Origin of the sequence: Streptomyces sp. NBC_01304 (genome assembly GCF_035975855.1) — a bacterium.
Classification (GTDB): Bacteria; Actinomycetota; Actinomycetes; order Streptomycetales; family Streptomycetaceae; genus Streptomyces.
The window spans coordinates 10,026,900-10,052,043 of sequence record NZ_CP109055.1 but is presented as its reverse complement, the minus strand read 5'-3'; the positions used below and the strand labels follow the sequence as shown (position 1 = coordinate 10,052,043).

Annotated in this window: 25 protein-coding genes and 1 pseudogene; 13 read left to right on the top strand and 13 right to left on the bottom strand. The window is 67.8% G+C overall.

Going from position 1 to position 25,144, the window contains the following annotated elements; genetic code table 11:
- Nucleotides 1-145: 145 nt before the first annotated feature.
- Together OG430_RS45115 and cpt are read left to right on the top strand one after the other, a co-directional pair.
- Entirely contained in the window at nt 146-1,135 is a 990-nt protein-coding gene (locus OG430_RS45115; RefSeq protein ID WP_327358506.1) for a TIGR01777 family oxidoreductase, read from the top strand.
- Nucleotides 1,132-1,689, top strand: a complete 558-nt coding sequence (gene cpt / locus OG430_RS45110) for a chloramphenicol phosphotransferase CPT (protein WP_327358505.1) — start codon at nt 1,132-1,134, stop codon at nt 1,687-1,689. Before OG430_RS45115 ends, cpt begins: the two co-directional genes overlap by 4 nt.
- A 184-nt stretch (nt 1,690-1,873) precedes the next feature.
- Here cpt and OG430_RS45105 read toward each other — a convergent pair whose 3' ends face one another.
- The gene (locus OG430_RS45105; RefSeq protein ID WP_327358504.1) at nt 1,874-1,996 is read right to left on the bottom strand and encodes a hypothetical protein; all 123 of its coding nucleotides are present in this window, start codon (nt 1,994-1,996) and stop codon (nt 1,874-1,876) included.
- A 128-nt stretch (nt 1,997-2,124) separates the two neighbouring features.
- On the bottom strand, nt 2,125-3,639 hold the full coding sequence (locus tag OG430_RS45100; RefSeq protein WP_442816668.1) for a serine/threonine-protein kinase: 1,515 nt from the start codon (nt 3,637-3,639) through the stop codon (nt 2,125-2,127).
- Nucleotides 3,640-3,791: 152 nt separating this feature from the next.
- Here OG430_RS45100 and OG430_RS45095 point away from each other — a divergent pair, with 152 nt between their 5' ends.
- On the top strand, nt 3,792-4,232 hold the full coding sequence (locus OG430_RS45095; protein ID WP_442816667.1) for an MFS transporter: 441 nt from the start codon (nt 3,792-3,794) through the stop codon (nt 4,230-4,232).
- Nucleotides 4,233-4,260: 28 nt separating this feature from the next.
- Nucleotides 4,261-5,493, top strand: a complete 1,233-nt coding sequence (locus OG430_RS45090; protein ID WP_327358502.1) for an MFS transporter — start codon at nt 4,261-4,263, stop codon at nt 5,491-5,493.
- Nucleotides 5,494-5,990: 497 nt separating this feature from the next.
- Here OG430_RS45090 and OG430_RS45085 read toward each other — a convergent pair whose 3' ends face one another.
- Nucleotides 5,991-8,417, bottom strand: coding sequence for a hypothetical protein (locus OG430_RS45085; RefSeq protein WP_327358501.1), 2,427 nt, complete (start codon nt 8,415-8,417; stop codon nt 5,991-5,993).
- A 782-nt stretch (nt 8,418-9,199) separates the two neighbouring features.
- Here OG430_RS45085 and OG430_RS45080 point away from each other — a divergent pair.
- The gene (locus OG430_RS45080) at nt 9,200-9,586 is read left to right on the top strand and encodes a hypothetical protein (RefSeq protein ID WP_327358500.1); all 387 of its coding nucleotides are present in this window, start codon (nt 9,200-9,202) and stop codon (nt 9,584-9,586) included.
- On the top strand, nt 9,583-10,311 hold the full coding sequence (locus OG430_RS45075; protein WP_327358498.1) for a hypothetical protein: 729 nt from the start codon (nt 9,583-9,585) through the stop codon (nt 10,309-10,311). Before OG430_RS45080 ends, OG430_RS45075 begins: the two co-directional genes overlap by 4 nt.
- Nucleotides 10,312-10,603: 292 nt before the next feature.
- Here OG430_RS45075 and OG430_RS45070 read toward each other — a convergent pair whose 3' ends face one another.
- The 3 genes from OG430_RS45070 to OG430_RS45060 form a co-directional block, all read right to left on the bottom strand.
- A complete protein-coding gene (locus tag OG430_RS45070) occupies nt 10,604-11,176 on the bottom strand; it encodes a hypothetical protein (RefSeq protein WP_327358496.1) in 573 nt (190 codons plus the stop codon).
- A gap of 146 nt (nt 11,177-11,322) precedes the next feature.
- Nucleotides 11,323-11,619, bottom strand: coding sequence for a hypothetical protein (locus OG430_RS45065; RefSeq protein WP_327358495.1), 297 nt, complete (start codon nt 11,617-11,619; stop codon nt 11,323-11,325).
- A complete protein-coding gene (locus OG430_RS45060) occupies nt 11,616-11,807 on the bottom strand; it encodes a toxin-antitoxin system HicB family antitoxin (protein WP_327358494.1) in 192 nt (63 codons plus the stop codon). Before OG430_RS45060 ends, OG430_RS45065 begins: the two co-directional genes overlap by 4 nt.
- Nucleotides 11,808-12,023: 216 nt before the next feature.
- On the opposite strand from OG430_RS45060, the gene OG430_RS45055 reads away from it, so the two are divergent.
- The 3 genes and pseudogenes from OG430_RS45055 to OG430_RS45040 form a co-directional block, all read left to right on the top strand.
- The gene (locus tag OG430_RS45055) at nt 12,024-12,449 is read left to right on the top strand and encodes an immunity 53 family protein (protein ID WP_327358493.1); all 426 of its coding nucleotides are present in this window, start codon (nt 12,024-12,026) and stop codon (nt 12,447-12,449) included.
- Complete coding sequence (locus tag OG430_RS45050; RefSeq protein WP_327358492.1) at nt 12,446-12,736, top strand: Imm32 family immunity protein; 291 nt, start codon at nt 12,446-12,448, stop codon at nt 12,734-12,736. Before OG430_RS45055 ends, OG430_RS45050 begins: the two co-directional genes overlap by 4 nt.
- A gap of 451 nt (nt 12,737-13,187) precedes the next feature.
- Nucleotides 13,188-14,177: pseudogene (locus OG430_RS45040) on the top strand (MFS transporter); the annotation flags it as partial.
- 61 nt (nt 14,178-14,238) lie between these two features.
- On the opposite strand, the gene OG430_RS45035 reads toward OG430_RS45040, so the two are convergent.
- The 4 genes from OG430_RS45035 to OG430_RS45020 form a co-directional block, all read right to left on the bottom strand.
- Nucleotides 14,239-14,673, bottom strand: coding sequence for a hypothetical protein (locus tag OG430_RS45035; protein WP_327358491.1), 435 nt, complete (start codon nt 14,671-14,673; stop codon nt 14,239-14,241).
- Between the two features lie 362 nt (nt 14,674-15,035).
- On the bottom strand, nt 15,036-15,899 hold the full coding sequence (locus OG430_RS45030; RefSeq protein WP_327358490.1) for a DUF1396 domain-containing protein: 864 nt from the start codon (nt 15,897-15,899) through the stop codon (nt 15,036-15,038).
- A 194-nt stretch (nt 15,900-16,093) separates the two neighbouring features.
- The gene (locus OG430_RS45025; protein WP_327358489.1) at nt 16,094-17,587 is read right to left on the bottom strand and encodes a phenylacetate--CoA ligase family protein; all 1,494 of its coding nucleotides are present in this window, start codon (nt 17,585-17,587) and stop codon (nt 16,094-16,096) included.
- A gap of 181 nt (nt 17,588-17,768) precedes the next feature.
- The gene (locus tag OG430_RS45020) at nt 17,769-18,065 is read right to left on the bottom strand and encodes a hypothetical protein (RefSeq protein WP_327358487.1); all 297 of its coding nucleotides are present in this window, start codon (nt 18,063-18,065) and stop codon (nt 17,769-17,771) included.
- 326 nt (nt 18,066-18,391) lie between these two features.
- Between OG430_RS45020 and OG430_RS45015 the strand changes: the two genes are divergently transcribed.
- Nucleotides 18,392-19,438: a helix-turn-helix transcriptional regulator gene (locus OG430_RS45015; RefSeq protein WP_327358486.1), complete on the top strand. Its 1,047-nt coding sequence runs from the start codon at nt 18,392-18,394 to the stop codon at nt 19,436-19,438.
- Nucleotides 19,439-19,927: 489 nt separating this feature from the next.
- Complete coding sequence (locus OG430_RS45010) at nt 19,928-20,680, top strand: maleylpyruvate isomerase family mycothiol-dependent enzyme (protein WP_327358485.1); 753 nt, start codon at nt 19,928-19,930, stop codon at nt 20,678-20,680.
- A gap of 40 nt (nt 20,681-20,720) precedes the next feature.
- Here OG430_RS45010 and OG430_RS45005 read toward each other — a convergent pair whose 3' ends face one another.
- Nucleotides 20,721-21,110 carry a MarR family winged helix-turn-helix transcriptional regulator gene (locus OG430_RS45005; RefSeq protein WP_327358484.1) on the bottom strand — a complete coding sequence of 130 codons (390 nt, stop codon included), beginning with the start codon at nt 21,108-21,110 and terminating at the stop codon, nt 20,721-20,723.
- 87 nt (nt 21,111-21,197) lie between these two features.
- On the opposite strand from OG430_RS45005, the gene OG430_RS45000 reads away from it, so the two are divergent.
- Nucleotides 21,198-22,727 (top strand): MFS transporter, encoded by a 1,530-nt coding sequence (locus tag OG430_RS45000; protein ID WP_327358483.1) that lies wholly within the window; start codon nt 21,198-21,200, stop codon nt 22,725-22,727.
- A gap of 91 nt (nt 22,728-22,818) precedes the next feature.
- A complete protein-coding gene (locus tag OG430_RS44995; protein ID WP_327358482.1) occupies nt 22,819-23,121 on the top strand; it encodes a DUF6332 family protein in 303 nt (100 codons plus the stop codon).
- Between the two features lie 56 nt (nt 23,122-23,177).
- Here OG430_RS44995 and OG430_RS44990 read toward each other — a convergent pair whose 3' ends face one another.
- Complete coding sequence (locus tag OG430_RS44990; RefSeq protein ID WP_327358481.1) at nt 23,178-23,843, bottom strand: response regulator transcription factor; 666 nt, start codon at nt 23,841-23,843, stop codon at nt 23,178-23,180.
- Nucleotides 23,840-25,105 (bottom strand): sensor histidine kinase, encoded by a 1,266-nt coding sequence (locus OG430_RS44985; RefSeq protein ID WP_327358480.1) that lies wholly within the window; start codon nt 25,103-25,105, stop codon nt 23,840-23,842. The genes OG430_RS44990 and OG430_RS44985 overlap by 4 nt, the downstream gene beginning before the upstream one ends.
- Nucleotides 25,106-25,144: the final 39 nt, after the last annotated feature.

Below are 25,144 nucleotides of genomic sequence, written 5' to 3'. Positions count from 1 at the left end.
CCTCCGCGGCGGGGCCGGTGGGTCGCCCGAGTGCATCGCGCAGGCTCCGGCGGCGGTGCGGAACGCGGGCTCGGCACCGCCCGACCCACGTATTGAACACGTTCAAATCTGCGCTAGGCTCGCCGCGTAACCAAAGGGGGACCCGATGAAGTACGTGATTCCCGGCGGCACCGGCCAGGTCGGCACCGCCCTGCGCCGCGCCCTGACCGCGGCCGGGCACGAGGTCGTCGTGCTGACCCGGCGGCCCACCCGGGCCCATGAGATCGCCTGGGACGGCGAGACGCTGGGCCCGTGGGCCGCCGCGATCGACGGCAGCGACATCGTGATCAACCTGGCCGGGCGCAGCGTCAGTTGCCGCTACACCCCGGACAACCTGCAGGCCATGATGTACTCGCGGGTCGACTCCGCCCGGGTCGTGGGCGAGGCGATCGCGGCGGCCGCGCAGCCGCCGCGGGTGTGGCTGCAGATGAGCACGGCCACGATTTACGAGCACCGCTTCGATGGGCCGAACGACGAGGCCGACGGCGTCATCGGGGGCGCGGAGGCAGGCGTCCCGGACTACTGGGCGTTCAGCGTGGAGATCGCCAAGGCCTGGGAACGGGCCCAGGAGCAGGCCGCCACCCCGCACACCCGCAAGGTCGCGCTGCGCGCCGCGATGGTGATGACCCCCGACCGCGGCGGCGTCTTCGACGTGCTGCTGCGCATGGCCCGGCTCGGACTCGGCGGGCCCGTCGCGGGCGGCCGGCAGTACGTGTCCTGGATCCACGAGCGGGACTTCGTACGCGCCGTGGAGTTCTTGGTGGACCGGGCCGACATGACGGGTCCGGTGAACCTGGCCGCCCCCGCTCCGTTGCCGCAGCGCGCCTTCATGCGGGAGCTGCGGGGCGCGTGGGGCGTCCCGCTGGGGCTGCCCGCGACCAAGTGGATGGCCGAGATCGGCGCGTTCGTCCTGCGCTCGGACACCGAGCTGCTGCTCAAGAGCCGTCGGGTCGTGCCCGGCCGGCTGCTCGATGCGGGCTTCACGTTCGAGCACGGCGAATGGCGGGGTGCGGCCGCGGACTTGGTGCGGCAGGTACGGGCCGGGCTGGGGTCGACGGCCCGCGCAACGCACACCTCGCATACGGTGGCGCGATGACGCATCCGACGACGGCTCCGACGTCCACCCAGGTGATCGTGCTCAACGGCGGTTCCAGCTCGGGGAAGTCGGGCATCGCCCGCTGTCTGCAGTCGGTGCTGCCGGACGCCTGGCTGGCACTCGGCACGGACACCTTCGTCGACGCGATGCCCGCATCCCTCACGGCGTCCGACAGCGGCATCGACTTCGCGGCGGACGGCGAGGTGGTCGTCGGCCCCGAGTTCCGCGAGCTGGAGGCGGCCTGGATCGCGGGGGTCGCGGCGATGGCACGCGCGGGCGCCCATGTGATCGTCGACGAGGTGTTCCTGGGCGGGGCCGCCTCGCAGGAGCGCTGGCGGCGGGCCCTCGCCGGGCTGGGCGTGCTGTGGGTCGGCGTGCGCTGCGAGAGCGCGGTCGCGGCGGGCCGCGAGACCGCCCGGGGCGACCGCGTCGGGGGCATGGCGGCGAAGCAGGCGGAGCTGGTCCACCAGGGTGTGGCCTACGACCTGGAGGTCGACACCACGCACACGGAGTCCCTGGAGTGTGCGCGGATCATCGCGGCGCTGGTGAAGTGATCGAGCGCTCGGGCTGCTGATCGGGCTTGCTCAGGCGCACGGCCCGTCGAGTTCAGGTGCAGAGCCCGCCGAGCTCAGGTGCACGGCCGTCGAGCTCAGGTGCAGAGCCCGCCGAACTCGGGCGCACAGCCATCCAGCTCAAATGCACAGCCCACCCAACTCAGGCGCACAGCCCGCCGATTCCTTACGCGTCCGGGCCGGCGTCGACGACATCGCCACCGAATGCGGCGGCGAGCGCCGTGGCGATCAGGTCGGGCAGCTCTGGCCGTCCGTCCTCCTCGGCCCAGCGCACCAACGCCGTGTGCATCGCGGCAAGGCACGCGCTGGCCGCCGCCTGCGCATGGAACTCCGCGTCGGGATCGGCACCGCCTGATCGTGCGGGTCGCGAGCTGGGCCGTGCTGCCTGCGGGGCGGATCCAGGCGCTTGCCTTCGCGTCACTTCGCCGGGGTGTACGACTCCATGGCCTTCTTCTGGGTACGGGTCACCGTCTCCCTTGCCTCCTCGGGGCCAATGACAAGGAGCAGGTGATAGCGGCCGCCGATGAGCACGGCGCTGTTGCTCACGAACACCTGGCTTCCCGTGTCGGTGGCCCAGGTGAACTGCCCGTCGGCCCGCTCGGTGTCGCCGATCTTGGCACTGCGCATGCCGCTGGAGGTGGCCCAGGTCGAATCGCGGAAGGGCGCCAACTCCGGTTCGCTCTCGCGCTGGTACGTCATCGGGTCACCGGCCGTGTCTGCGGCGCGGTCCCGCCCGGGCACGACGATCAACTCGTAGTCGCCCTTGGTGAAGCGGAACTGTCCGTCGGCGTTCCGGGCATGCCTGCTCCACCCCTTCGGCACGTCGACCGCGAATGACTTCTCCTGTACGCGCACATATCCCTTGCCGGCATTCTGCGCCGCGGGCGGGGTGGCAGTGGGCCCGGGATCCGAGGAGACCGAAGGGCGCGGGGACCGCCCGGACGATCCTCCATGGGTGGGAGAGCCGGGCTCGTCCTTCAGGGCGGCGATCCCCACCGGCACGAGGGCCAGCGCCACGGCGATCGCCGCGGCCGCCAGCCACAGCCGCCGGGCGGGAAGCCTCCGGCGCTCCACGGTCGGGGCCTCCGCCCTGCCCGCCCGTTGCTCCCGCGCCGCGCCCGACACGCCCTCCGGGCCTGCCACTTCGCGCAGCACAGCGGCCACCCGCTCCGGCGTCGGCCGTTGCTCCGGCTCCTTCGCCAGCAGCTCGGCGATGAGCGGCCCCAACTCGACCGCCCGCAATACCGAGGGCGGCTCCGCCGTGACGACGGCGGCGACCGTCGCCTCCATGGAGACCCGCTGGAAGGGAGACCAGCCCTCCACCATCTGGAACAGCAGCACGCCCAGCGACCACAGGTCCGAGGCCGGCCCCGGCCGACGTCCGCCCATCCGCTCAGGGGCCGCATACGCGAGCGAGCCGACGAACTCGCCCGCGCGCGTGAGCGTTTCCTCGCCCGCGATGTACGCGATGCCGAAGTCGGTGAGCACCACCCTGCCGTCGCTGCCGAGCAGGACGTTGCCGGGCTTCACATCGCGGTGCAGTACCCCACCGGCGTGCGCGGCGGCCAGCGCCTCGGCCACCGGGAGGGCGATACGAGCCGCGTCGCGCTCGGCGAGGGCGGTCTCCCGGTCCAGCAGCGTCGCGAGGGATTCACCATGCACCCGCTCCATGACGATCCAGGGACGACCGTCCTCGATCACCACGTCGTGCACCGTCACGACCGCCGGGTGCCGCACCCGTGCGGCAGCGCGCGCCTCCCGCAGGATCCGCTCGACGCGAGAGGGCTCCTCGCCGGCGAATGCCTCCTTCACGGCGACCTGCCGGTCGACGAGGACATCGTGTCCCGCCCACACCGTGCCCATGCCGCCCGCGCCGAGCCGCCCCTCCAGCCGGTAGCGTCCGCCGATCAACCGGCCCTCAGCAGCGACCACTTCAGGCTCTCCCCCCGAAACCATGAGGGCATCATGCCCGAGCGGCACGGGTACGCGCCGCCCATCTGCCTGCTCGGCTCCCCTGCCAGGGAACGCCCTCGTACTGGGGAACGCCCTTGCTGACACCCGCCCCAGCCCCCTACCCTGACTTTGTGCCGCCACTAAACAAACTCAGGACCACCGCCCCCGGCAACCCCACGACCACCCCCTCGAAGCCCTCGACCTCCCTGTCCCGCCTGCGCACCGCCCTGACCGTCTTCTTCGCGCTCGACGGATTCATCTTCGCGGGCTGGGTCGTCCGGATTCCCGCGATCAAGGAACAGACGGGCGCCTCGGCCAGCGCTCTCGGGCTCGCCCTGCTCGGTGTCTCCGCCGGTGCGGTGATCACGATGATGCTGACCGGGCGCCTGTGCGGGCGCTTCGGCAGCCACACGGTGACCGTGGCCTGCGGGGTCCTGCTGCCGCTGAGTGTCGCCCTGCCGCCGCTGACGCACTCGCCGCTCACGCTCGGCCTGGTGCTGCTGGTGTTCGGTGCCGCGTACGGCGGGATCAACAAGGGGCAGGCACTAAGACTTTCCCCGATTTCGCGCTAGCGGCCACGACCGACCCAGGAGAACTCTCATGCCTGCCTCGCTTCCCGTGTCCGCGTCTGCGCGAAGGACCGCACCGACCCGTGACCTGCGGCGACTGCGTATCATCCTGACGGTCTTCTTCGCCCTGGACGGGTTCATCTTCGCCGGATGGGTCGTGCGCATCCCCGCGATCAAGGATCAGACGGGCGCCTCGTCCAGCACCCTTGGTCTCGCGCTGCTCGGCGTCTCCGTCGGCGCCGTCATCACAATGACGCTCACCGGACGGCTGTGCCGCCGTTTCGGCAGCCACCCCGTCACCGTCGCCTGTGGAGTACTGCTCTCACTGAGCGTCGCCCTACCGCCTCTCACCCACTCGGCGACGGCACTGGCCGCGGTGCTGTTGGTATTCGGCTCAGCCTACGGAGGCATAAATGTTGCCTTCAACAGCGCCGCCGTGGACCTTGTGGCTGCCCTGCGCCGCCCGATCATGCCCAGCTTCCACGCCGCGTTCAGCCTGGGCGGCATGGTCGGCGCCGGAGTCGGCGGGCTGATCGCCGGCTCCCTGTCCCCCACCCGTCACCTGCTCGGCCTCACCGTGATCGGCCTGCTCGTCACCGCCGTTGCCGGACGCGCCCTGCTGCGCCTCGCACCCCCAGCAACTCCAACTGGCCGACCCACCACAGGGAAGGCCCCGCACCGCCTCGATTCCCGCACCCGCCGACTGGTGATGGTCTTCGGCTTCATCGCCCTGTGCACCGCATTCGGCGAAGGAGCACTCGCCGACTGGGGCGCCCTCCACCTCGAACAAGACCTCAACGCCCACCCAGGCATCGCAGCCGCCGGCTACTCCTGCTTCGCCCTCGCCATGACCCTCGGCCGCCTCAGCGGAACCACCCTGCTCGAACGACTGGGCCAGACCCCGATCCTCGTCGCGGGCGGCACAACGGCCGCCGCCGGCATGCTCCTCGGCGCCCTCGCCCCCACCGTCTGGCTCGCCCTCATCGGCTTCGCCATCACAGGCCTCGGACTCGCCAACATCTTCCCCGTAGCCGTCGAACGCGCCGGCCACCTGGCCGGCCCCAGCGGCGTCGCCACCGCCTCCACCCTCGGCTACGGCGGCATGCTCCTCGGACCACCCGCCATCGGATTCATGGCCGACTGGCTCACCCTCCCCATCGCCCTCACCAGCGTCGCAGCCCTCGCCGGCCTCGCCGCACTCATCGGCCACACGACGCGGCAACGCGCGAGCGCGGGGTCGACGGTGGTCGCTCTCGAGAATTGACGCGCTCACTGCAGCTTAGGTGATGTACCAATTACCAACGGAACCTCATTCGGGACGCAGAGGCCGTGGGTTCAAATCCCGCCACCCTGACGGCTGAAATAGCAGGGCACGCAACGCCATAAGGGTTTCACGTTCCCGGGAAACACCGAACTGAACGGGCGATGCCATCGACGTACTCGCACCATGGCTTCTCTGACGACTCCGAAAGGGTCAGCTCGTCCCGCAGATACTCGAAATCCGACGGGCAGGACCGCTCACGCTTCACGGCTTCGGCCCCGCGCTCCAGGCCTCGTGCTTGAGCGAACCGATGGGTCCAGGTATCCAGACCCCCCTGGTGGTCGAGAGTGTGTTGTCGAGATCAAAGAGCGCCAGCACAGAGGCACGTTCCTTCGCTCCCGTGAGTTCTACGGTTCGGCTGTGAGGATGCTCAGTTCGCACCACCCCACGCGCGCCGTACGATCTCACGCCACGCTGCGTCCACCCGCCCGTGGCCGGGTCTAGGAGAGTGTTCCACTTCCGGGCTCGTTGGAGAGCCCTTGCCCCCTGGCAGCGCCAGTCACCCCCTCAAGGGCGTGTCCCACCCTTTGGGAACGAGGTTTCCTCTTCGGAAAATCTCCCCACATTTCAGTGTAGGGAGAATTGCTTTCAGACTGGAACCGAAGAAAGTCATTTGGCGCAGAAAAGCAGGCTGCTGTCATTATATGCACCTCGCCACCAGTACTAGGAAGCCCCAACCAGCTGAATGGTGAAGGGTTGTGCATGTCTAGCGTTGCTCCACGCATGTTTCTGAGCGTCGTAATCGACCTCCCGTATCCGTCGGAGCGTCGGTTCGACGTGGCAAAGGTGACGCGCGCGAATCCACAGTCCTCCAAGAGTTGAACTGCGCTCCGGATCGCGCTCAGGCTCGCTCGCACATTGGCAAGGCTGATATCTTTCCGCCCGCCATGAAGCAGGTCGTTCCTGGTTTCGCAAACCTTCCCTGAAACTAGCATGCGACTGATCTCGTGAAGATTCCCTAGAACAGCCTCGCGAGAGTCGTCCGTCAAGTCAAGAAACGGGATTAGGTGCTCAAATGGAAAACGCTGCAGAGATTGGTGACTTACCCAATCAGGGAACTCGGACGCAGGGCGCACGTGGTTATCTCGTTCTGCGGCCAGCCTCTTTAGCTCCGACGCCAAGCACTGGAAGCCCCGACATAGCGGGTACAGCGTGTTCTTTTCACCGAACAACAGTTCGCTATCGCCAGATCTGGATACCGCAGCCTGAAGCCACTCGAAAGACTTTTCGAGTTGTCGACTTGGTTCGAATATGAATGGTTTACGATCGTTCACGTGATCGTGAGATAGGGCCCAGATCGAGAAACACAGGGCATCTTCCAGCACGTTCTCCAATGCCGGAAAGTATGCGCCGGCCGCCTTTCTTATCTCTTCAACGGATGGCGACATGGGGCCGCCCGGCCCCATGCGTGACATTTTCTCCATCTCCTCATGATGTCGCCAAAAGTCGGCGTGCGGATCCCCGCTGGTTTCAGAGGCGAAACCAAGCTTCCAGAGAACAAGCGCGATGAAGTCCTCACTCTCCTGAGCGCCCTCGCGCAATGAAAGAAGCTCGCAAGCTGTAATGACGTTGCTTTTTCGCGCCAGTACGAGATTCTGGACTACCGTTTTCGGGGAGTGGTCCATGAGATAGTTCTCAAGACGAGCTTCCAGGGTTTCACCGCTAGCGGCCCGAAGCTGCCACTCCAACTCGTCTCTATCGGCCTCGTCCGAAAGTCGATACATGCGCTCGACTAGATTTCGCAACCGCAGGGGAGCTAGATGCATAGCTTCAGAGCGAATCCTGACCCCGTGATTTCCAATCTCCGCACTCATCCGGAAGGTGCCGAAGACCGAATCGCCATTGATCGGCGGTCGACGAATCTCAGTCCTTGGAATCTCGACTACACTTTCGTGGACTAGGGTGTCAATCCCTTGCGTTATTTCCCTGTCGCTCATCGTCAAACAAAGTTGCATGAGCTCGGCACGCCCCATTGAACCCACTATGCTCTTTGAAGGGCCCTGCAATCCGAGGGAAGCGCAAACTGCGCGGAGATCTCCCTGCGTATTATCCAGAAGCCAGGCCGTTAGTTCACGAATTTCGACTCCGGTGAGACAGTCGCCCAAAATGGGTATCAGAGTCTCACTCACATTATCCCGGGCAGGGTGTACCGTCTCAGAAAAAATGTCTGAAATGAACGATGCCCATGCACTTGGGATCTCACTGTCCCTTTGAAGGGTACGCACTGCCTGACCGCGATGCTTATTTATGGGCGCCTCTGATGCAGTCGCGAAATCAACATTGTGGATTTCGTGACAACTTACATCCCCACAGTGCAGCAGTCCGGCGTGACGCTGAGGCTGAAAGAAGCGCAACTGCTTGCTGTTGAGTAGACCGAACGGCCCGGTGACGAATTCGTGCATCTGAAAGACACCCTGGGGCGTATCCTTCAGGAAATCCAATGTATCAGAAGGATCCAATGACCTTTTCTCGGGATCCAGATTTTCGTATGCTCGATCGTACAGCTCCCGACCAAATACGAACGGGAAATAGATTGCCCTATCTCTAATTTGCTGACTGATGACGCCTTGAACCGCCGCGACATCTGTCTCTTTCACATCGACGAGTAGGTGAATCCAGGAGAATTCAAGAAAGCAGATCGCGCGTGCTTCTGGGATCGGTATCCTCTTGCGAGCAAATGCCTGAACCTTATCGTTCCCGTACGGTGTCAGCTTGATTTGGTTGTTCAGGTTGGTTGACGGTTTATAGTCTCGCGCGATCAAGCAGTAGCTCAGAAAGTCACTAAGGATGGCTAGGCGGAAAATTTTCTGCCGCTCTTCCGCATCTGAATATGCGGTCAGAAGTTCATCCTTTGTCAACGGCTTCAAGTGCGCCTCCCCAACGTCTTGAGCCTGCAACCAACCACCACGTTAGGCCTGATGCTGCTGGGTTGTGCCTGAGTTGGGAAGATTGCCAGGGGCGCCTCTTCCGTCCGTCGACTGAGTTTGTCGCGTCTTCGCTCTCTCCACAGGCTCAGCGTCCGCCCAGGACGAAGGTGCGTAGCGAGCCGCGGACGCTGCGAATCCGCCTGGCGCCCTGGAGCCCCACCTCCCCGGACAGCCAGCCATGCCTCTGCGTGGTTGGGAGGAATCTGGGAGAAGATCTTCTCCGAAGCCCCGAACGCTCACCTGCGTGAGACCACTCGAAGCCAGGCTTTTGACCTGCGCAAGTCCCGGATCGCGCAGTACGCGATCACTGCCTAGCCCTGTGGCCAATCGGGCATCGGATCAGGTGTATTGGTCATGTGCACGAGGACGACTGCAGGGCATTTGCGGTTGCCGAGGCGGGCCCCCTGCCGGCCCTTTGGGAGTGAGCAGGGAGTGGATCAAGAAGGCTGTGCCCTCTTGGGGACCACCGGATGCCACGACCTGACCCCGGGATGTCACCGGGCATGGCGCATCGGCAGTTGACGCATCTCCGGTGCTCGTGAGCTTGGTTGACCAATGGGTTTCGGCCAGCGTCTCGAAATGTCAGGCCCTTGCGTTGCTACCACCAGTACGGTCAATCAGCTCTGGCGTGAGGTACGGCCCCGAAGCATGTCGTACGGCCCGCTTGGGTGCGCCAACCCACCAGCCGAAGGGGGAACCGTCACACGTACGGAGAAGCGGTCATGGCCGTGAGTACAGGAGCCGCCAGCGGCGTCCTCTCCTACCTACTACAGGAGCAGGTAGGAGCCTTACGCAACCGGATCTCGGCCATCTTCCGTCGCCACGGCACTGCGCAAGAGGAGAGCACCGCCCTGCAGACGCTGGACGAGCACACAGCGGACCTGGCCCGGCGTGAGATCACCGAGCGCGCCATTACCGACACCTGGGCTGAGCTGTTCGCGGCCTTTCTCGATGCTCATCCTGACGCCCGGGCCGACATTGATGAACTCAAGAAAACAGCGCCGACGAAGACAATCAACATCGGGTCGCAGCACAACCACGGCTCCGGAGCCTTCATCGGAAGCGATCACTACGGCGACATCAACATCAACACCCGGGGTGACCGGTGAACACCGACAACCCAGGGCCCCCGGAGCAGCGCACTGTTCAGAACAACTACGGCGACGGTGCGTTTGTCGGCCGTGACCACCACGGCGACATCAACATCCACCACGAAATTGACCCGCAAACGAAGAAAACGCTCGCGAAGTTGGGGAAGTCGGCGCCCCAGATGGCGCGGCTACTCGAAGACGCCCTGCGGGATGGTGTCATCTCGCCTGACACGGTCAGCCAACTGTCATTGGCAGCCCGGAGTATCAACGAGGACGTCGCCCGCCAGATCTCGCGTGCCTCCTACCGGATCAACGAAGATGTTGCTCACCTGCTCACCAACGCCAGTCACGGCATCAACGAGGACGTCGCCCGTCAACTGAACATTGCTGCATCCAAGCTCAACGTCGCGGATCTCCTCCCGCTCGTCAGCCGCCTGGAAGTGGTTCTCGCTCAAGACCGTGGCGATGACCTCAACGGCCTCGTCGCTCGGTTAGAGGGCAGCCTGGTTGGGCTCAACGAGACAACCCGGGGGATCGGAGACCTGAAGACGGGCGACGGCAGCCAGATGGCCAAACTGCAGCAGGTAACCATGTCGCTCATGGAGGTCGCGAGTCGGGTCGAGGCGAGAGTGACCCCGCCCCCACCGATAGTCCTTCCGGACTGGGAAGGACGACGTCGATTCTTCGGCGCCGGCATTCTGTTCGGCATCGTCATAGCGATCCTGTACGCGAGCTTCACGTAGCAACGCTCCAGGCCGAGGAACCATGGCGGTCTCACTCGTGGTCTCGTTCGCGATTGGCTCCGCAGTTCCGTCCGGTGCCGTCCCGAAGCCTGCTTGACCTGCTGTTCCGTACGTCCCTGCACGTCCCCGGACCAAGATCCGACAACTCGTAATGCGTAGGTCTCGGGTTCGAATGCCGAAGGCGGCTCCCGGGACGAAGGAGGCCCCATCCGGTTCCGGATGGGGCCTCCTTCGTCCCGCTTGCTAATTCTCCTGCTAATCCGGGCGCTCCACTGCACGTCACCGAACGCACCTACGCGTTGCGCCAGGCTTCAAGGAATCGCTTGCGGCCTTCCTCGCCTTCCTGTGCCGCGTTGCTGGCGAGCGCGACATGCCAGGCCGCCGTTTCAGCGTCCTGGAGCCACAGCCGTCCGAGGTAGCTGGCGCTGCCAGAGAACATGCCGTTGTCCAGAGCGCCACCGATCAGCTCTGCGACTGCCTCGCGCTGCCGTTGGTCGAGCTCGGAGAAAAAGCTGAGGACACGGCTAGCAATTCCGCCTTCGTTCCCGTTGATCAGGTACTCGAAGAACGGGCCCCCCGCATTGGCGGGAACGACGTTCCAGGCAGCCTGACCTCCCGCGAGAGTCATCTCATGCCAGAACTCCCGGCCTTCAGGCGTGCCAGGCAACGGGAGCGAGGCGAAGAGGTCGACCAGGTGACCGTTCGCCGCTTGGTTGTAGGACACATCGCAGGCTGCCGCAGCAGCGATCTGCGCAACGCGCCCCGCACTCAGCCCTTCCTCGGGCCAGTCCACCGGTGTGTTGAGCTCGCGGGCGAGGTGCTGACCCAGCTCGTCATCCGCGTCTATGTATCGCCGGACGATCACAGGTTCCCCCAGTTCAGCGTCAGTTGGCGTTCTCCACCTGCCACACTGCCGAACGCACCACTGACCCGCGCCGGAGGCATGAAACAACGTCTGGAAAGCACGTGCTGCTGACTTGATCGAGTCACCCCAACCATGCATGCGACCGACTAAAGGTCGAGTACCGCCCGCAAGGCCGCATCGACGCGCGCCATCGCTTCAGAGCTCACTGCCCCAACGAGCGTGGCCCCATCGAACCGCGCCACCCGGAGCTGCTGAAGGTTCACAGCGACCGCCGTGCACGGCATCGGGTCCCCGATGACCACAGACATCGCGGTGTCCGGATACCGCCCCGAGGGATGCAGCACGATCGCGAGGACCGCCCCGAACGACTCCTCAAGGCCATCGAGCGAGACCACCAAAACACTGCGGCCATCGGCGAGCGTCCAATTCTCGCCCCGCCTCATAGGGTGTCGCCCTCGCCTGCCAGGTCGTCACCGAGGCCGAGCGCGGCGAGGCGCTGCGCGCCGTCGAGTACCGCCTGTCGGCGGGCGGCGCGCACGATGTAGGCGTTGAGCGAGAGGCCGGCCGCCTCGGCGCCCGCGCGGATCGAGGGATCTAGGTCATCGGGGATGCGCAGCGTCATCACGGTCATGCAACCAGAATAGCCACCAAGATTTGGTGGCGTCAGATGGTGGCGAAGAATCCGCGCCGGAGTGCGGAATGAGCGGTTCCGGAGAATGCCCAGAGAAACAGCCCCCAAGGTGATCTGACTCCACTAATCGGCAGGTCAGAGCCATGATCGCGCCAGAGAAGATCAGTCACTTCTAAGCACTCGCCCACGCTCAGTGCGGCGCTTAGGATCCCAGCCATGAACAGCACCGAGCACTCCTTCGACTGGCTCCAGCGGTGGTACACCGAACAGTGCGACGGTGATTGGGAGCACTCGTGGGGCATCAAGATCGGACCACTCGACAACCCTGGGTGGACGGTTGCTATCGATCTTGAGAAAACCTCGCTGGAGGACAGGGACTACTCGGCAGAGAGCGTTCGGCGCAGCGAAACTGACTGGATCTTCACCCGCGTCCAGGAACGACGCTTTGAAGCCTCGTGCGGCCCGGGCAACCTCACTGAGGTGCTCACGATGTTCCGCCTATGGGCTGAAGGCGCAAAGGCGGACAGCGGCGAAGGGGCGATGCGCGCAGGTCAGAGCGCTCCTTGTTCCCCCTTGGGTGCCTCGCCGGGCCTATGTACTGGAGGCAAGACGCTCCAGGGTGGGCATGATGTCTTTCCATGACTTCCGATGGCAGTCCCCCAGCCGAGGGTATCGAGGTCACGGTCGTGACCGACGGTGTCGCACAGGTCTTCAAATGGGAAGAAGGTGCACGTGTCGAGGTCCGGAACCTCAGTAGTGAGGTCGTGATCGAGGCAAACGCGGCAGGGCTCAGGACACTGGCTGGCCACCTGCTTACGCTCGCGACGGCCGGTGTTCCCGACGGGAGCCATCTGCACCTCGAGGACAGCAACGGCCTCGCGCGCGGATCCGTTGGGTTGGTTCTGGAGCGGAGCGACGAAGAGGATTGAGTTACCCCACCCGGGACACGGCGCGCTGCGATCGCCTGTCCGATGTGTGTTGAAGTACGCCTGATCAACAGTCCTTCCAACGCCATCGGGCAAGGCACCCCGCCCGATGTCCGTGAGCATCCAAGCGCCTTCCCGACCCGTACCCGGACGTCCGCGACTGCTTCGGGACGCTCCGCGCGGACGGCCAGTGGCTCGACATCGCAGGCAACCAGACCGTGCCAGCCGCGGCATCGTCCACGAACCGTGCGCCAGGGACGTCGACTTGATCGGCATCTCGGACGACTGGGACGAGAGCAAGTCCGACCCCGGGTTCTTCGTCCGCGTCGCGGAAGTCGCCTCCTGCGACAACGAGGAGATCCCGGCCGGTCAAGACTCAGTGCCATGGCCCGGTCGTCAGCCTCCTGACGTTCAACCTTGCACCGAGCAGCGGTCTGGGGCCGTCACCTCAACTGGCCTTCACGTCTTCGTGTTTGGTAGGGCATTGAGAGGGATCAATGTGGCGATGAACAGCGCGGCCGTCGACCTGGTGCAGGCGCTGCGACGCCCCGTGATGCCCAGCTTCCACGCGGCGTTCAGTCTGGGCGGCATGGTCGGCGCCGGGCTCGGCGGGCTGGTTTCCGGGCACCTCTCCCCCGTCCGGCACCTGCTCGGCCTCACGGTGATCGGCCTCCTGGTGACGGCGGCCGTCGCGCCGACGCTGCTGCGGCACGCGGTGCCCGTACCGCCCGAGCGGGAGCGGGCCGCGAGGGACGGGGCGCGCGGTCAGGAACGTACGGAATCCGAGGGACGTACCGAATCCGAGGGAGGTACGCATCCCGAGGGCCGCGCAGAAGTCGACGGCGGTACGCGACTCGACGGACGTACGCGACTCCACGGACGGACGCGACTCGACGGACGGACGAAGTGGATCGTCGCGATCTTCGGGCTGATCGCGCTGTGCACCGCCTACGGCGAGGGCGCGCTCGCCGAGTGGGGAGCGCTGCATCTGACGCAGGACCTCGCCGCGAACCCCGGCGTCGCGGCCGCCGGGTACTCGGTGTTCGCGCTGGCCATGGCCGTCGGGCGGCTCACCGGCACCACACTGCTCGAGCGGCTCGGCCGGACCCGGACCCTGGTCGCGGGCGGCAGCACGGCGGCCGTGGGCATGCTCGTCGGGGCGCTCGCGCCCAACCTGTGGGTGGCGTTGGCCGGGTTCACCGTGACCGGCCTCGGCCTTGCCAACATCTTCCCGGTGGCCATCGAGCGCGCGGGTGCCCTGGCCGGGCCGAGCGGAGTCGCGGCCGCGTCCACGCTCGGCTACGGCGGCATGCTGCTCGGGCCGCCTGCGATCGGCTTCATGGCCGACTGGCTGTCGCTGCCGGTGGCTCTGACGAGTGTGGCGGCCCTGGCCGCGATCGCCGCGCTGACCGGGTACGCGACCCGGCGCGTGGCCACCGCCTGATGCTCGGCGGAACCTGACGCCGCCTCGGCCGTACCCGGCACGGCCGAGGCGCGTCACGAGGCTACGGCTCGCGGACGAATTCGAAATTCCAGCCACGTCCCTCGTCGGCGGTGGACGTCAGCTCCAGCCACGGCGGGTAGACCTTGACCGGCGCGATTCCCATCGTCAGGTCGACTCCGGAAACGACGATGGTGAAGTTTCCCTGCCGCGAACCTTGGGTGATCTTCCACTGGCAAGGGGGGAATTCACTCACCCGAAGGCGGACCCTGTCGCCCTTGTGCGGGGGTGCCCCGGCTGCGTCGTAGCACAGGTATCGGGCGGGCCAGATGCGGGTGGGCATGGTGATGGAGTAGTCGTCCCCGCTGGAGCACCGCACCTCGAACTCCTGCCCTTCGTCCTGGGCGGGTAAGAGGACGACGGACCCCTCGTCCATGATGGTGAGGCGTTGCTGTTCGTCGAGGCTCATGCGGTAGATGCCGTCGGGCAGGGTTCCCATGGCTCGCTCCTTCGCCTGATGCGTGCCGCGGTCGCGGTCGCGACCGACTCCGGCCGTCAACCTCCTGCAGCGAAAGGCGGGCCGACAGAGAGCACCTCGGCCAGTGGCCAGAACCGCACCGCGCAGTGGATGCGCGGCCCCGCCCGCCTCTGCCGCCCGGCACCACGTCCTGGCCAGGGCACGCAATGTCTGTTTAGACGAACCCGCCGGTCATCAAGATTCGACGAGAACGGCCAGACTTCGCTGAGGCGTGACGAGGAAGCCGCCTCGCAGCCGCAGCCGCAGCAAGGCAGGACAGGGCAAGGCAAGGCGCGGCGCACCAAGTGCGCCGCGCCCAGGGACTGCTGTCAGAGCTGTTCCGCTCAGCCCTCGCCCTTCAACATCTCGGACAGATCCGCCACCTGCGCGGCAGGCGGGGCCGTGACCTTGACCGGCTTGTTGATGTCGAAGAAGGTCATCTTCATGTCCAGCGGACCCTCGTCCGTGGTGCCCCGGGTGCGGACCTGCTTGGCGTGGCCGTCGCCGTCGATCCACAGGTCCATGGTGAGCTTGTCGAGGCCGAGCTCCTCGTACTCCTTGAGGTTCTTCTCCCGGCTCTTGCGCACGTCGGCGCTCTTGTCCTTGAGGCTCTTGCGCATCTCGTCGAGGGTGACGGTGCCCGCGTAGTGCGTCGTCTGTACGCCGTCGACCTTCTCCTCGCCGACCAGCTTGACGTCCTCGGCGCCTTCCATCAGCCCGGCCTCGGACGCCGGGTTCTTGTCCGCGGGGCTGCCCTCGGCCGGGCTGCCGCCCTTGTCCATCCCGTCCATCGGGAACTTCATCCAGCTCTTGCCGTCCAGGTCCGGGTCGGGCTTGCCGGTACCCATGTACATGGCGTCGCCGATGATCCGGATCTGGAAGGTTTCGCCACCGCCGGTCATCTTCATCGACACGGTCAGGGGCTTCAGGTTCATCGAGGCCTCGCCGCTGACCTTGCCGCCGTCCTTGCCCGGTGCCTCGCCCTTGAGGCGGTAGGAGAAGGAGGTGAACTTCTCCGCCTTGACCACGGCCTGCTTCACGGCAGCGGCCGGCTCCATCTTCGGCGACTGCTCGGACTTGTCCTGCCCGGTGGACTTGCCGGACTTGTCATCCTTCGCGGATGAACAGCCGACAGCGCCGCCGGCCAACAAGGTCGCGGCCAGCACGGCAGCGGCAGTCGCCGCCTTCGAACGCACAGCAAACTTCATGATCCCCCCCCGGGAAACGGAACGTATGCGCGATAATTGAGCAAGACACTATCGCACCAAGCGCCCCACTCCTCGCAGCGGCCGACGACAGCCGGGCGGGATGACCTGCCTGAACTCCAGGTCAGGGTCCAGCCATTGCCCGGCCCGCGCCCGCGCTACCGGCAGGCAATCCTGCCGTCTGCGCCCGCGCTGCTTCAGTGCCGTCGTACGTACCGGTGCTTGACCCCGACCGGAAAGTACTCGGGATCGCCGGCCGGCCGGACCACCACCTCGGGCAACTGCCGCTCCGTGGGCACGTAGTGGGCGTACTCGCTGTTGAGGCGAAGCAGTTCCGTCATGATCGACCGGGCGATGGCCGCCGGGTCCGGCACCTGCCCGGGCGCCTGTTCCACGGTCACCCGCAGCCGCGCGTCACGGTCGGCGTCCTCGACCGTCTCCAGGACGAACCTCCCGCTCACCCAGCCGCTCACCGCGGCCCGTTCGAGCCCCACCGAGATGTTCTCGGGGTACACGTTGGCGCCGAAGTAGGAGACGGTGAACTGCGAGCGCCCGAAGACGTACACGAAGGGCATGGGCGGCGCGTCGGGAACATCCGCCTGGGGAGCGTCGGGATCGCCGGGAACGCAGCCCGAGGCACCCGCCGGATCGAAGCCGTGCCGGACACAGAAGTCCAGCAGCTCGTCGTGTCCGAGGACGCCGCCCTCATCGGCGATGTGGTAGCGGATCAGCGGGATCCCGTTGTCGCCGGAGAACAGCAGGGTGCCGTCGACGGATTCGAAGTACCGGCTTGCCGGGTCGTACTGGACCAGCGTGGGCAGCCTCGACTCGCCGAACAGCTCGCGGGCCGCCTCCGGTTTCCCGGCGAGGAAGCGGCGCAGGGAAACCGACAGCGGGGTCTCGTTGCCCAACACGCCCGCGTCCGCCGTGCCGTACAGCGATGCCGCGTCACGGCAGATGTCCCGCATTCCGGCGCGTTCGGCGACCAGGTCACGCCACTCCTCGCTGAACACCTCACCGGCCAGCACCAGTTTCGGCGCGTAGCGTGACCAGTCGATGCCGGCGGCGAGTCCGGAGTCGATGACGTCCTTGATGAAGGGCGGATAGCCGAGCAGCACGACCTGCTCGACGTGGCGGCCCAACTCCGGTACGACGCGCAGGATTTCGGCCTTGTTGTTGCCCGGCGCGACGACCGTGACCGGATAGCCCTTGGCCGCGAGATGCCGTACGCAGGCGGTGGTGTAGAGCCCGCCCACCCAGGTGCCGAGCGGGAAGCACACCACGGCCAGCGTCGTGCGCCCGCCCGCGCGGAAGCCGTCCCGGAAGACCTGCTCGAAGCGGGCCGCCACGGCCAGTTCGTCGGTGACGAAGCGGGGCCAGAAGGTGGGTTCCCCGGTGGATCCGGAGGACACCGCGACCATGTCGCACCCGTCGAGACGGCCGTCGCGGCACAGCTGCGGCAGCGGATGGCGGCGGTGGTAGTTCTCCTTGGTGAGCAGCGGCAGCCGACGGAAGTCGTCGAGGGTTCGCACGGTGGCCGGGTCGATGCCGCGTCGGTGCAGGAAGTCGCGGTACGCCGGTACCGATGCGGCCACGTCCCGGAAGAGGCCGAGCGGGTCCGAGGCCCGGGGCTTGCCGGCCAGAAAGGTCTGCCACGCGTCGAGCACCCGTCGGGAGCGGTCTGCGTCCATGCCCGGCAATGCTAGTGGCTCAACTCGCCCGGGCAGCCCGGGAGTTCGCCCGGCGCTGCGGGCATGAGCTGCAATGCCCGGCCTGGGTCCAGGTTCTTGCTTTGCTGTGGGGCCGGCAGGTGTCAGCCCCACAGCAAAGCGAAGACGCTCCCCCGTTCAGTCGGCCGGGCCGTCAGGGGACCTACGAGTCCAGGTTCACCCAGAGGTGATAGTTACTGGTCGTGCTGCTCCTCTTGCAGTACCAGTCGGAGTAGACGGAAGCCCTCCCGTCCGCCTCACACGCGGCCTTGGTGCGGTAGGTGCCGACGTCGGTGTACGTGCGGGGCACCGACGCACTGGCTGCAGCACCCTCTCCTGAGACGGTCGATGTCGTGCCGGTCTGGGACGGCGCGGGAGCCGCCTGTGCAGCGGCGACCGGACCACCGGCGAAGAGTGCGGCTCCCACCGCAAGGCCGGCGAACCATGTACGGGTACGCATGATGCTCCTTCAAGATCGGTGTGTGGATGAATGCATCGAGGTCGGGCTCGCCCTTCCTCGGGCCGGTCTTCGGCGTGAAGTGGCAGCGAACGCCCGCAACTGGCGCGTCCGGACGTGCCACCGGTGCGCCCCCCGAGCAGCAACCGAAGCCTGCCGATGCCTGCCGAAGCCTGCCGATGCCGAGACTGTCCGCACGGCCACCGGGCCAACAAGGCGATGCAGCGTTCGCGTCTCTTCGGAACAGCGCTCACCTGTGTTCCAAACACATGCGAACACGGCCGGTTTGGGCCGTGACCAGCCACAGCCTGTGAGGTCATGCTGAAGTAATGGGTCAGAAGGGAGACGGCATTGCCGAGCCGCCGGAGGTATCACCACCGCCCGCACTGGTCCGCACTCCAGCTGAGTTCACGGCAGCGCTGCGCACGCTCCGGCTCTGGTCCGGACTGACCTACCGCCAGCTCGAGGGCAAGGCCAACGCGCAAGCCGACACACTCCCGGCCAGCACGATCGCCACCACGCTCGGCCGCGTCACCCTGCCCCGCGAGCAGTTCGTCGACGCCTTCACCCGCGCGTGCGGCCTCGGCGACGAAGAGGTACGCCAGTGGGTCGAGGCGCGCCGCCGCATCGCCACCGCCGCGCCCACGTCCACGTCCCCGTCCACATCCACCGGTGCCGATGGCTACGCCGATCCTGCCGTTGCACCCTCCCGTGCGCCTGCCCCCATACGCCCCTCGCGGTGGCGCCGGGCGGCAGGCTTGCTCGGCGCCGCGGGCATCGGGATCGCGGGCACCTTCGGCGTGAGCGGCCTGCTCCACGACTCGTCGACACCGGCCGCCCTGCCCGCGATGCCGGTGGCCGGGCTGCGCATGCCGGCCGTGGGCAGCTGGGCACGAATCCACCCCGCTCGCACACCCGAGCTGTGCCTCACCGAAGGCAGGGACCGCACCGGCCGGTACGAGTCCGCCGTCGTCGCCCAACGCCTCTGCACGAAGGACGCCCTGCCGCAGGTGTTCCTCGAACCGCTGGGCAGGGACATCGTGCAGATCCAGTGGCACCAGCCGAAGTACGGCATCGGCTGCCTCACCGTCCTGCAGAACGGGCCGGGCCGCGACTTGCTCGAGCCCCGTGACGACTGTGCCGACGACAACCGCGCCCAACAGTTCCGCGTCGAACGTTTCGGCCCCTCTGCCGCAGCCCACTTCCGCATTCGCCCGATCATCACCAACCAATGTCTGAGCCTGCGCCGCCAAGACACCAAGGACGGAGCGGAGGCCGTCCAGGGCCGCTGCTCCGGTGCCGGCGACCAGGACTTCCTGATCGAGCTGACACCACCCCCGCAGACCACCGCCGCACATGCCCCTTCGCCACGGTGACGATCCCGTCCTGCCCGCGGCATCAGACGCACCGCGGGCGCTCACCGGTCGGCACCCCCGTGACAACGCCGACGCCCACGGTGGGCAGCGACTTCGGGCGCGACCGAACCGCACACGCATGAGTGCGATCAGCAGTGCGCAGCGGGGCATCGCCAGTTGACCCCGTGTCGGTCGAAGGCGCCCTCCACCAGACGGTGTCCCGTGCGGAACACCGTTGCCGAGTTCGGCGGGCCGGAGTCGACGGCCGCAGGCGACTCGATGGACACACGGATCCCGACGGCCGTCCCGTCTCGACGGACGCACGAAGTGGATCACCGCGGTCTTCGGCCTGATCGGCCTGTGCACCGCGTCCGGCGACGGCACACTCGCCGGGCGGGCAGCGCCCCGCCTGACACAGGACTTCCGGGTACGCGATCCGGCCCGCGGCCACCGTCCCGCGCTCCACAAACCCCCTGCCCTCAGGCCCACTTCATGCGGCACACTCCGACCATGGAGATTGCCGCTCACCTCACCCACCTCCGCCAAGCGGGCCAGTCGCTCGCCGACTTCGCCGAGGCGGCCGGCCCCGACGCCCCCGTACCCACCTGCCCCGACTGGCAGGTCCACGACCTGGTGCGGCACACGGGCGCGGTGCACCTCTGGGCCACCGCTTTCGTGGCCGAGGGGCACAAGTCGCCCCGGCCTCTGGAGGACGGGCCTGACCTGGACGGGGCCGAGCTGTTCGCCTGGTACCGCGCGGCGCACTCCGCGCTGGTCGACGCGCTCGAGGCGGCGCCGGACGACCTGGAGTGCTGGGCGTTCCTGCCGGCGCCGTCGCCGCGGGCGTTCTGGGCGCGGCGCCAGGCGCACGAGACGACGGTGCACCGGGTGGACGCCGAGTCGGCGCAGCGCGGCACCGACCGGGCGACCGTCGATGCGGCCCTGGCGGCGGACGGCATCGACGAGTTGCTGCGCGGCTTTCACGCGCGCTCGCGCAGCCGGGTGCGTACCGAGAAGCCGCGGACGCTGCGGGTGCGGGCAACGGACACGGATGCGGATGCGGATGCGGTGTGGACCGTACGCCTGAGTGAGGAGCCGCCCGTCACCACGCGCGGCGCCGACGGGCAAGGCGGAGATGCGGACTGCGAGCTGAGCGGGCCCGCGGCGCGGCTCTACCTGGCGCTGTGGAACCGGGCGCCCCTGCCGCACGTCAGCGGCGACGCCGAACTGGCCCGGCTGTGGCGGGAGAAGTCGGGCATCTGACGCACGCCGTCGACCGTCTGACACGCATCGCGGCCCGAGGTCAGGCGGGCGGTTCCGCCAGCATCCGCGCGAGCACCGCCCGCTGCAGCGGCCGTACTTCCGTATACAGCTCGCGCCCCCGGTCGGTGAGCGCCACCTTCACGCCGCGCCGGTCCTCGCTGCACATGCCGCGGTAGACCAGGCCCTCCTTCTCCAGGCGCGCGATCAGCCGCGACAGGGCGCTCTGGCTCAGATGCACCCGGGCAGCGATCTCCTGCACCCGGTACGAGGGGTTCTCGCCCTGCGCCAGAAAGTCCAGGACCTCGAAGTCGCTGGCACCCAGGCCGTGTTGGTGCAGCTCGCGATCGAGCTCACACATCGTCCTGGCGTGCACCGCGAGGATGTCCCGCCACTGGTCCACGAGCAGCCGTTCGACCTTCTTCGCCGCCATGAGCGCACGTTAGCAGAGAATCCGCCCTTTGTTGCATCGGAATTAATTTCCCTTGCATTGGATGCACGTGCATGTAGTGTGCTCCGCATGACCTCTCCGCTCAACACCCCTGCTGTCACGGAGCGTTGGACTCCCCGTCTGTGGGGCACGCTGCTCGTGCTCTGCGCCGCGATGTTCCTGGACGCACTCGACGTCTCCATGGTCGGCGTCGCGCTGCCCTCCATCGGCAGCGACCTCAACCTGTCCACCTCGACCCTGCAGTGGATCGTCAGCGGCTACATCCTGGGCTACGGCGGCCTGCTGCTCCTCGGCGGCCGCGCGGCCGACCTGCTCGGCCGACGCCGGGTCTTCCTCATCGCCCTCGCCGTCTTCGCGCTGGCCTCGCTGCTCGGCGGGTTCGTGGACTCCGGCCCGCTGCTCATCGCCAGTCGCTTCATCAAGGGCCTGAGCGCCGCGTTCACCGCGCCCGCCGGCCTGTCGATCATCACCACGACGTTCGCCGAGGGCCCGGTACGCAACCGCGCCCTCGCCATCTACACCACCTGCGCCGCGACTGGGTTCTCCATGGGCCTGGTCCTGTCCGGCCTGCTCACCGAGGTCAGCTGGCGCATGACCATGCTGCTGCCCGCCCCGATCGCGCTGATCGCCCTGGTCATCGGCCTGAAGCTGATCCCGCACAGCGAGCGCGACAAGTCCGCCGGCGGCTACGACATCCCGGGCGCCATCACCGGCACCGCGGCGATGCTGCTCCTCGTCTTCACCGTCGTACAGGCCCCCGAGGCCGGCTGGGCCTCCGCCCGCACCCTGCTCTCGTTCCTGGCCGCCGCACTGCTCCTCGCCGCGTTCGTCACGATCGAGCGGCGCTCCGCGAGCCCGCTGATCCGGCTCGGGGTGCTGCGCTCGGGCTCGCAGATCAGGGCCAATCTCGGCGCGATGACCTTCTTCGGCTCGTACGTCTCGTTCCAGTTCATGGTGACCCAGTACATGCAGTCGCTGCTCGGCTGGTCCGCACTGCAGACCGCGCTGGCCTTCCTGCCCGCGGGCGCCCTGGTCGCGCTCTCGTCGACGAAGATCGGCGGCCTGGTCGACCGGTTCGGCACCCCGCGCGTGATCGTGGCGGGCTTCGCGGCGATGGTCGTCGGCTATGCGCTGTTCCTGCGGATCAGCCTCACCCCGCAGTACGTCGCCGTGATCCTGCCCTCCATGCTGCTGATCGGCGCCGCCTGCGCGCTGGTCTTCCCCTCGCTCAACATCCAGGCCACCAACGGGGTCGAGGACCACGAGCAGGGCATGGTCTCGGGCCTGCTGAACACCTCGGTCCAGGTGGGCGGCGCGATCTTCCTGGCCGTCGTCACCGCAGTGGTCACGGCGTCCGGGAACGAGGGCTCGCAGTCGCCGCAGGACGTGCTCGACAGCTTCCGGCCGGGGCTCGTCGTGGTCACCGCGGTCGCGTTGGCGGGGCTGCTGCTCACGCTGACCGGGCTGCGCGGACGTCGTACGCAGCCGTCGCTCGTGGTCGCCAAGTCGGTACAGGACCAGGGTCAGATCCAGGACCAGGGCCAGGACGCGGCACGGGAGGAGCCGGCCGCCGAGCGCGTGGCCGCTGCCCGCGACTGAGCCCGACCACGCGGCGCCCGGCGGGTCTTCCTCCCGCCGGGCGCCGCCGACTTTCCTTGCCCGCCGCGCGCCGCGCTGTTTCACTTCCCGCATGGGGAACCGCTCACAGGCCGCGCGTGACGCCGCGACCGTCGAGATCATCTTCGCGCTGGTGTCGGCGCTGTTGGCCGCCGCGGCCGTCTTCGGCCTCGTCGTGGCACCCGCGCTGGTCTTCGATCTGTCGGGCGGCCCGCGCCACGCCCTGCTCCTCGTCGCGACGACGCTCGCGCCGGTGGTCTTCGTCGTACGTCTCGTCCGCGTGCTGTGGCGCTGGCGGGACGCGGTCCGCTCAGGGGTGTACGAGCCCGGCGGGCCGCACGACCGCCCGGCGTACCACCACCGGCCCGACGCTTAGGGGCCTCCGGTCGTACGCGTACGACTCCGGCCGCATCCGAACGGCTGGACCCCGCCTCAGCCCAGCCAGCCCGGCCGCACCAGCCCCGACTCATAGGCGAGGACGACCAGTTGGGCACGGTCCCGGGCGCCCAGCTTGATCATGGTGCGGCTCACATGGGTCTTGGCGGTGAGCGGCGAGACGACAAGGCGGCGGGCGATCTCCTCGTTCGACAGGCCGATGCCCACCAAGGCCATCACCTCCCGCTCGCGTTCGGTGAGTTCGCCGAGCGAATCGGCGGCCGCGGGCTCCTTGGAGCGGGCGGCGAACTCGCCGATCAGCCTGCGGGTCACGCCGGGCGAGAGCAGGGCGTCGCCCTCGACCACCGCCCGTACCGCACGCAGCAGTTCCTCCGGTTCGGTGTCCTTGACCAGGAAGCCCGAGGCGCCGTTGCGGAGCGCTTCGAAGACGTACTCGTCCATCTCGAAGGTGGTGAGCATGACCACCTTGACGTCCGCGAGGTCCGCGTCCGCGGTGATCTGCCGGGTGGCGGCGAGGCCGTCGAGGAGCGGCATGCGGATGTCCATCAGGACGACGTCCGGGCGTAGTTGGCGCACCATGCGGACCGCTTCCTCGCCGTCGGCCGCCTCCGCCGCCACCTCGATGTCCGGCTGGGCATCGAGCAGTGCCTTGAAGCCGGCCCGGACCAAGGACTGGTCGTCGGCGAGCAGTACGCGGATCACGGGGAGCCCTCTTTCGCTTCATGGCGCTGCGGGAGTACGGCCCGCACCCGGAAACCGCCGTCCGCGCGGGAGCCCGCCTCGATCGTGCCACCCAGCGCGGCCGCGCGCTCCCGCATTCCGGCAAGGCCGTTGCCGCTGCCACCTGCGTCGCCCCGGCTCGCGGGCCCGTCGTCGTCGACGCTCAGCTCCAGGTTCCTGCGGCCGTCGTAACGGACCACCACGCGCGCGTGGCGCGATCCCGAGTGACGTACGACGTTGGTCAGTGCCTCCTGCACGATCCGGAACGCGGCCAGATCCGTGCTCGGCGGAAGCTCGACCCGCTTCCCTTCCGTCGCGAGATCCACGGTGAGTCCGGCGCTCGCGGCCTGCTGGACGAGTTCCGGCAGCCGGTCAAGGCCCGGGGCCGGGGCGCGCGGGGCCTCGCCCGGGGCGCGCAGGGTGTCGAGGACCTGGCGGACCTCGCCGAGGGCCTCCTTGCTCGCCGACTTGATGGTGGTGAGCGCGGTGCGGGCCTGCTCCGGGTCGGAGTCGAGCAGGGCGAGGCCGACGCCCGCCTGGACATTGATGACGGAGATCGAGTGGGCCAGTACGTCGTGCAGCTCACGGGCGATGCGCAGGCGTTCCTCGTCGGCGCGGCGCTTGGCGGCCTGCTCGCGCTCGACGCGCTCCTTGGCCCACTGCTCGCGACGGTTGCGGGCGAGCTCGGCGACGGCGGCGATGGCCACCACCCAGGCGGCGACGACCAGTTCACCGCCCCAGGAGGCACCGTGGTCCGTGCCGGGCGGCAGCCAGCGGTACAGCCAGTGCGCGATCAGCAGGTGGCCGAGCCACAGCATGCCGATGGCGCCCCAGGCCGCCCACCGCCGACCCGCCACGATCGCGGCGAACACACCGAGCGCGACACAGAAGAACACCGGCCCGTACGGATAGCCCGCCCCGAGATAGACCATGGTCGCCGCGGCCACTCCGTACACGACGGGCACCGGATGGCGATGGCGCAGCAGGAGCAGCAGCGAGGCGACGAGCAGCAGCAGGCGCGCGAACACATCGAGCTTGGCCCGGTACTCGAGCTGAGCGTGCTCCGCGAAACCCGACCCCACCTGCACGAACACGGTCACGGCCAGCGTCGAGGCCCACGGCAGACCGCGCCGCTCGACCCACTCCTCCCACCGCCGAAGGGCCGCCGGCCCGTGCCGCCACGGCGCGGGCCCGCCCCGGCCGCGGAGCGGACCGTCGCCGCTGTGTGTGCGCTGCTCATCCATGCCGCCACGCTAGACCGAGCGGCTGGTGCGGGGCGTCAG

Coding starts and splice junctions, on each gene's coding strand:
- OG430_RS45005 (WP_327358484.1), bottom strand. CDS start 21,110: ATGGCGGCGAAGAAGGTCGAACGGCTGCTCGTGGACCAGTGGCGGGAC.
- OG430_RS45090 (WP_327358502.1), top strand. CDS start 4,261: ATGCCTGCCTCGCTTCCCGTGTCCGCGTCTGCGCGAAGGACCGCACCG.
- OG430_RS45010 (WP_327358485.1), top strand. CDS start 19,928: ATGGAGATTGCCGCTCACCTCACCCACCTCCGCCAAGCGGGCCAGTCG.
- OG430_RS45050 (WP_327358492.1), top strand. CDS start 12,446: ATGACTTCCGATGGCAGTCCCCCAGCCGAGGGTATCGAGGTCACGGTC.
- cpt (WP_327358505.1), top strand. CDS start 1,132: ATGACGCATCCGACGACGGCTCCGACGTCCACCCAGGTGATCGTGCTC.
- OG430_RS45025 (WP_327358489.1), bottom strand. CDS start 17,587: ATGGACGCAGACCGCTCCCGACGGGTGCTCGACGCGTGGCAGACCTTT.
- OG430_RS45105 (WP_327358504.1), bottom strand. CDS start 1,996: ATGCACACGGCGTTGGTGCGCTGGGCCGAGGAGGACGGACGGCCAGAG.
- OG430_RS45055 (WP_327358493.1), top strand. CDS start 12,024: ATGAACAGCACCGAGCACTCCTTCGACTGGCTCCAGCGGTGGTACACC.
- OG430_RS45065 (WP_327358495.1), bottom strand. CDS start 11,619: ATGAGGCGGGGCGAGAATTGGACGCTCGCCGATGGCCGCAGTGTTTTG.
- OG430_RS45030 (WP_327358490.1), bottom strand. CDS start 15,899: ATGAAGTTTGCTGTGCGTTCGAAGGCGGCGACTGCCGCTGCCGTGCTG.
- OG430_RS45060 (WP_327358494.1), bottom strand. CDS start 11,807: ATGACCGTGATGACGCTGCGCATCCCCGATGACCTAGATCCCTCGATC.
- OG430_RS45035 (WP_327358491.1), bottom strand. CDS start 14,673: ATGGGAACCCTGCCCGACGGCATCTACCGCATGAGCCTCGACGAACAG.
- OG430_RS45015 (WP_327358486.1), top strand. CDS start 18,392: ATGGGTCAGAAGGGAGACGGCATTGCCGAGCCGCCGGAGGTATCACCA.
- OG430_RS45080 (WP_327358500.1), top strand. CDS start 9,200: ATGGCCGTGAGTACAGGAGCCGCCAGCGGCGTCCTCTCCTACCTACTA.
- OG430_RS44995 (WP_327358482.1), top strand. CDS start 22,819: ATGGGGAACCGCTCACAGGCCGCGCGTGACGCCGCGACCGTCGAGATC.
- OG430_RS45115 (WP_327358506.1), top strand. CDS start 146: ATGAAGTACGTGATTCCCGGCGGCACCGGCCAGGTCGGCACCGCCCTG.
- OG430_RS44985 (WP_327358480.1), bottom strand. CDS start 25,105: ATGGATGAGCAGCGCACACACAGCGGCGACGGTCCGCTCCGCGGCCGG.
- OG430_RS45020 (WP_327358487.1), bottom strand. CDS start 18,065: ATGCGTACCCGTACATGGTTCGCCGGCCTTGCGGTGGGAGCCGCACTC.
- OG430_RS45000 (WP_327358483.1), top strand. CDS start 21,198: ATGACCTCTCCGCTCAACACCCCTGCTGTCACGGAGCGTTGGACTCCC.